A 6,010-nucleotide genomic window follows, 5' to 3' on the forward strand; every position below is an offset into this window, starting at 1 on the left:
GAGCCAGACCGGCGGGACGAACGCGTCGCACTCCGCTAACCTGTAAGCTAGGGGTAGTGCCTCCCATCCGGTTTGCCAAGCCCCTATCGGTTTATTCCCCGCTTCATGGCCAAGGCGCGCGGCCTCCCGGCAAGATCGCGATGCAATTTGGCTGCAAACCCCTCGGTCGCTGCGAGGGACGTGACTGCATCGGCCTGACCCGCCCCGATCTCGAAAATGGCGACGCCTTCCGGCTCCAGCAGCCCGGCAAGCTGGGGCAGCAGCGCGCGATAATCGTCGAGCCCCTCCTCGCCTGCGAACAGGGCCGATCCCGGCTCGTAATCGCGCACATCCGGGTCGAGATCGGCGTTGTCCTCGACATAGGGCGGATTGCACAGGACGAGATCGAAGGCTCCGAGATCGGCGGCCCAGCCCGCCTCGTGCCAATCGCGCTCCTCGAAACGGGCCCGCGCAGCAAGGCCGAGCCGCTCGGCATTCTCGCGCGCGACGGCCAGCGCAGCGGCGGAGCGATCCGTAGCGACACCCTCGGCGGCGGTTTCGGCAAGAACGCTCAGGAGCAGCGCGCCCGTGCCGGTGCCCAAATCGAGCACGCGCCGGGGCTGCGGATCGACGGCGAGGGCCGCTTCCACCAGCACCTCGCTATCGCCGCGCGGGATCAGCGTGGCGGGTGTGACGCGGAACGTGCGGCCGAAAAACTCCTGCTCGCCGAGGATATGCGCAACCGGCTCTCGCGCGGCGCGGCGGTCCACCAGCGGTTCGAAGCCTGTCGGCACGCAATCGCGCATGTGGCGCAGCAGCAGGTCCGATCGCGAGGCGCCGAGCGCGTGCGCCATCAAAAGCTCCGCATCGAGCCGCGCGGTGTCGCTGGTCGCGGACAGCCGCTCGGCAGCGGCGCGCAGCGCGTCGGCGATCGTCGCGGCCATCGGGCCTTATTCCGCCAGCGCGGCCAGACGCTTCGCCTCGTCCTCCGCGATCAGCGCGTCGATCATTTCGCCGAGGCCCGGCCCCGCGACGATTTCGGGCAGCTTGTGCAGCGTCAGCCCGATGCGATGATCGGTCACGCGGCCTTGCGGGTAATTGTACGTGCGGATGCGTTCGGAACGGTCGCCCGAGCCGACCATGGCCTTGCGCGCTTCGGCTTCCGCGCCCTGCGTGGCTTCGCGCTGCGCCTCGTAGAGGCGCGCGCGCAGCACCTGCATCGCCTTTTCGCGGTTCTTGTGCTGGCTGCGCCCGTCCTGGCAGGTGACGACGGTGCCGGTCGGAAGGTGCGTGATGCGGATCGCGCTGTCCGTGGTGTTGACGTGCTGGCCGCCCGCGCCGGACGAGCGATACGTGTCGATCTTGAGCTCGGTCGGGTCGATCTGCACGTCGACCGCGTCGGGTTCGGGCAGGACGGCCACGGTCGCTGCGCTGGTGTGGATGCGCCCGCCGCTTTCCGTTTCCGGCACGCGCTGGACGCGGTGGACGCCGCTTTCGAACTTCAGTTTGGCGAACACGCCCGTGCCCGTGACGTTGGCGACGATTTCCTTGAATCCGCCGACTTCCGATGCGCTCATGCTGACCGGTTCGACCTTCCAGCCGCGTTCGGCGGCATATCTCTCGTACATGCGATAGAGATCGCCCGCGAAGAGGGCCGCTTCGTCGCCCCCGGTCCCGGCGCGGATTTCGAGCATTGCGGGCTTCGCATCCGCGCTGTCGCGTGGCAGCATGGCCACGGCGAGCTGGCGCTCCGCCTCGGGCAACGCCTCGCGGATCGAAGCGAGCTCCTCTTCCGCCATCGCCTTCATTTCGGGATCGGCGAGCATGGCTTCGAGATCCGGCAATTCGGCGCGCATCGCCTTCACCTGCGCGGCGATTTTCGCGACCGGCTCGAGCTCGGCATAGTCGCGCGATGCCTGAACGAAGGCGTCGCCTTCCAGCGTGCCGGACGCCATGCGCGCTTCCAGCTCCGCGAAGCGATGGGTGATCTGGTCGAGGCGTTCGGCGGGGATGGTCAAAGGTCGAACGCCGGATCGTTCAGGATGCTGCGAATGCTGGCCTCTACATCCGCATCGCCGCGCAGATTGCTCTGAAACGCATCGCGCTGATCGAAGGAAAGCAGCGCTTTCGGGTTTTCCTTCCGAGCCTTGTCGAAGCGCTTCTTGGGAGAGCCCGAGGCGACAAGCTCCACCGCCATCCCGCCATCGCGCAGCTTGCGGGCCGCTTCGATCCCCTTCGACAGCACCGCATCGTTTTCGACGACCACGATCACATCGGCCCGCGTTTCGCTTTTCTCGCCCACCAGCATCGCCAGCCGCTCGATCCCTGCCGCCCAGCCGACCGCAGGCGTGGCCGCTCCGCCGAGCGATTCCATCAGACCGTCATAGCGCCCGCCGCCCAGAATTGTGCTCTGGCTGCCGAGCTTGCCCGCCGCATCGCTCCCTTCGTCTGGAATGAATTCGAAGGCGGTGTGGCGATAATAGTCGAGACCGCGAACGAGGCTTTCGGCGCGCGTCCATTTCACGCCCGCCGCATCGAGGCCGCCGGTCACCGCGTCGAAGAAGGCGCGGGCGTCGTCCGACAGGAACTGGTCGATTTTCGGCGCATCGGCGACGAATTTCTGGTCGCGCCGGTCCTTGCTGTCGAGAATCCGCAGCGGGTTCTTCTCCAGCCGTTCCTGCGAATCTTCCGACAATTCGTCCTTCACGCTTCGGAAATGCTCGACCAGCGCGGCGCGCCAGGCCTCCCGGCTGTCGCCATCGCCGAGCGTATTGAGATGCAGCGTGACGCCCTCGATCCCGAGTTCCTTCAACAGCTGATCCGCCATCGCCAGCAATTCGACATCCGCCTGCGGTTCGGCGGCGCCCACGATCTCGGCGTCGATCTGGTGGAACTGGCGGTAGCGGCCCTTTTGCGGGCGTTCGTAGCGGAACAGCGGCCCGTGGGTTGCGAGCTTAACCGGCGCATGTTGTTGCCAGCCATTGGTCAGAAAGGCGCGCGCGATCCCGGCGGTGAATTCCGGGCGCAGCGTCAGCGATTCCCCGCCCCTGTCTTCGAAGGAATACATTTCCTTCGAGACGATATCGGTCGTCTCCCCGATCGAGCGCGCGAAAACCTCGGTCTTCTCGAACACCGGCATTTCGACGCGGCGGAAGCGGTAGAGCTTGCGCACGCGCTCGAAGGTTTCGACCACGAAGGCGAAGCTTTCCGCATCCGCGCCGAAAATGTCCTGAGTACCGCGGATCGCCTGCGGGGTTTTCTGGGAGGATTTGCCGGAAGATTTGCTCATGGCCGTGCCCCTAGCGCGTTCGCGGGAAACGGAAAAGGCGCTGTGCGAGGAGAAGAAGCGCGTCTGTGCCGAGGGTGCGCAAAGGGTCCGGGTGGCTTGCAGCCGCACGGGTCACGCCGTATGGGCGCGCGCGACATCTTGCGCGACCCGGCCCGGTAAGCGCCCCATTCAAAAGGTATCTTGAAGCCCATGCGCATCGACCTGATCCCCACTGGCGACAATCCGCCCGAAAGCCTCAACGTCATCATCGAAGTCCCCACCGGGGGCGAGCCGGTGAAATACGAATTCGACAAGGAATCGGGCGCGCTATTTGTGGATCGCATCCTGCACACGCCGATGCGCTATCCGGCCAATTACGGCTTCGTGCCGCACACGCTGTCGCCCGACGGCGATCCGCTCGACGCGCTGGTGATCAGCCGCAGCCCGTTCGTTCCCGGCTGCGTCGTCCGCGCGCGTCCGATCGGCGTGCTCAATCTCGAAGACGAGCATGGCGGTGACGAAAAGCTGGTCTGCGTCCCGATCGACACGACTTTCCCCTATTATTCGGACGTCGCCGAGACGAAGGATCTGCCCAGCATCATCTTCGCGCAGATCGAACACTTCTTCACCCACTACAAAGATCTCGAAAAGGAAAAGTGGGTACGCGTCGGCAATTGGGGCGATACCGCCGAAGCCAAGCGCATCATCCTCGAATCGATCGAGCGCGAGAAGCAGGCACAGAAGGGCTGAGGCCCGAATACGCGCGATCCGACGGGCGGGCTTGCATGCGAGCTTGGGACCGGTAATCTGGTTCCGTGCTTGTTTCTTTAGCCCTGCTCGCCGCGTCGCCCGTCACGCAGTCTCCGGTCGAGCCGACCGCTGCGGAATGCGCTTACGATCGCAATGCGATGCTGGCGCTCGATGCGGTCAGCTTCGATCAGACGGAAGGCATGGGCTGGCGGGTGCTGCACGATAAGGAATGCTTTCTGGAAGCGGCCGAAATTCTGCGGGATTGGCAGCAAATCAATGGCAGCGCGCTTTCGCCCGACGACCCCCGCGATCGATCTTTGCTCAGGATTCTGGCATGGCACGAAGGCCAGATGTGGGGTTTCGCCGGGCACAACGCAGAAGCGTTGAGGCATTTCGAAAGCAGCTACCGTACAGGCGACGACGCATCGACCGCAGCCTGGAACCTTTATGTCGAAGGGACGATAGCGTTCCTGCGACGTGACAGGACGTCTCTCACCGAAGCGATCGCGAAGCTTTCCACCATTCCCAAACCACCTTCCTGGGACAATGCGGTCGGTATGGATGGGAAGCCGATTTCACTGCCATGGCCGCAAAACCTTACCGTGCTGGAAGGTCTCGAGCGATGCTGGGACGAACCCTATAAGCGCGCCTATCTGTGCCGGGACATTCCGAGGCTGCGCTAGCCGGGCGGCGTCATTCCACCGGGCGTGAGTGGTCGAGCAGGTCCTTTTCCTGGCCGCCACCGCCCGCCCGGCGCTCTTCTTCGACCATATCGGCGATCTCGGTGACGGGGCGGACATCCTCCTCGTCTTCGACGGCGGTGATCTGGCGGACTTTCTTCGCGGCCTGATCGCGGGCCGGCGCCGATCCGGCCGCTTGGCCCTCGGCGATATTTTCGAACGGGAGCGTGGCGCTGCGCGGGTCGAAGCGCAGGCGATAGATCGGTTCCGGGAGGCCGAAGCCCGCATCTTCCAGGGCCGTCTTGACCGCGGGGATCGCGCGGCTCTGCGCTTTCCACCAATCCGCCTCGCGCTGGTCGATCCAGGCGAGGAAGCGGATCACCACGTTGGAATCGCCGACTTCGATGATCCGCGCCTCGGCAGGCGGATCGTTGGACACGAAATCGAGCGCGGCCAGGATCTCGCGGCCCAGCTTGCGCGCGGCCCGCGCATCGTCGTCGGCATCGACGCCCAGGTCGAACTGGAAGCGGCGCTGCGGATTGGTGGTGAAATTGGTGATCACCGCCTTGAAGACCTGCGCGTTGGGAATGCGCAGATGATTGCCGTCCAGCGTCATCAGAATGGTGGCGCGGCTGGTCAGGCGAATCACGCGCCCCTCCAGATCGTCGATCAGCACCCAGTCATTGGCGCGGAAGGGCTGGCGCAGGCTCAGCATCAGGCTGGCGACGTAGTTCTCGATGGTGTCGCGCATGGCGAAACCCAGCGCGACGCCGACCACGCCCGCACCGCCCAGCACCGCCCCCAGAAGCGCGCCCGCCCCGATCATGTCGAGCGCGACGACGAGACCGCCGATGATGAAGACGAAACGGATCGCGCTCGCGATCAATTCCGCGAGGAAGGAGTTGGGCGCGATGCGGTGCCAAAAGCCCGTCAGCCCGGCGATGAGATACCCCACCGCTCCGATGACGAGAGCGACGACGACCGCCAATCCGAGAAGCGGGAGCAGCGCGATGAAATGATCGATCCGGTCCTGAAGGCTGGCGAGGCTGCCCGCGCTGTTCACGGAAAGATCGCGCTCGATCGCGTTTTCGACAGTAACGACGCCGGAAATACGCCCGACGATGGTTTCGGCGCGCGCGATATCCTCCTGCGCGGGTACGGTGCCCGCCAGCGAGACGACGCCCTGCTGCACGTCGACACTGACATTTTCAAAGGCGGGCAATTCGCCGAAAATGCCGCGAATGCGATTGGCGATGCGCGCATCGCTGCCCGCTTCCTGCGTATCGTCGATGACCTGTTCGGGCGCCGCGCTCGCCGTCGCTTCGGGCGTTTC

At 65.2% G+C, this 6,010-nt stretch carries 6 protein-coding genes; 2 read left to right on the forward strand and 4 right to left on the reverse strand.

Annotation, left to right across the window (positions count from 1 at the left end):
- Nucleotides 1-83 precede the first annotated feature (83 nt).
- Genes prmC through hisS form a run of 3 tightly spaced genes read right to left on the reverse strand, consistent with a single transcriptional unit; the run spans nt 84 to nt 3,268 of the window.
- A complete protein-coding gene (gene prmC, locus A3736_RS01010) occupies nt 84-923 on the reverse strand; it encodes a peptide chain release factor N(5)-glutamine methyltransferase (RefSeq protein ID WP_067678088.1) in 840 nt (279 codons plus the stop codon).
- A 6-nt stretch (nt 924-929) separates the two neighbouring features.
- Nucleotides 930-1,997, reverse strand: coding sequence for a peptide chain release factor 1 (prfA, locus tag A3736_RS01015; RefSeq protein WP_067678092.1), 1,068 nt, complete (start codon nt 1,995-1,997; stop codon nt 930-932).
- Nucleotides 1,994-3,268 (reverse strand): histidine--tRNA ligase, encoded by a 1,275-nt coding sequence (gene hisS / locus A3736_RS01020; RefSeq protein ID WP_067678095.1) that lies wholly within the window; start codon nt 3,266-3,268, stop codon nt 1,994-1,996. Before hisS ends, prfA begins: the two co-directional genes overlap by 4 nt.
- 189 nt (nt 3,269-3,457) lie before the next feature.
- Between hisS and ppa the strand changes: the two genes are divergently transcribed.
- Together ppa and A3736_RS01030 are read left to right on the forward strand one after the other, a co-directional pair.
- Nucleotides 3,458-3,997, forward strand: a complete 540-nt coding sequence (gene ppa / locus A3736_RS01025; RefSeq protein WP_067678098.1) for an inorganic diphosphatase — start codon at nt 3,458-3,460, stop codon at nt 3,995-3,997.
- Between the two features lie 65 nt (nt 3,998-4,062).
- A complete protein-coding gene (locus A3736_RS01030) occupies nt 4,063-4,680 on the forward strand; it encodes a hypothetical protein (protein ID WP_067678101.1) in 618 nt (205 codons plus the stop codon).
- 10 nt (nt 4,681-4,690) lie between these two features.
- Here the strand turns inward: A3736_RS01030 and A3736_RS01035 are convergent.
- On the reverse strand, nt 4,691-6,010 hold a 1,320-nt coding region (locus A3736_RS01035), incomplete at its 5' end, for a mechanosensitive ion channel domain-containing protein (protein WP_082851234.1).

Source organism: Erythrobacter sp. HI0063, assembly GCF_001635685.1.
Taxonomy (GTDB): Bacteria; Pseudomonadota; Alphaproteobacteria; order Sphingomonadales; family Sphingomonadaceae; genus Qipengyuania.

Bases quoted from the DNA above. Each gene is read 5' to 3' on its own strand.
- prmC (WP_067678088.1), bottom strand. From the start codon at position 923: ATGGCCGCGACGATCGCCGACGCGCTGCGCGCCGCTGCCGAGCGGCTG.
- hisS (WP_067678095.1), bottom strand. From the start codon at position 3,268: ATGAGCAAATCTTCCGGCAAATCCTCCCAGAAAACCCCGCAGGCGATC.
- ppa (WP_067678098.1), top strand. From the start codon at position 3,458: ATGCGCATCGACCTGATCCCCACTGGCGACAATCCGCCCGAAAGCCTC.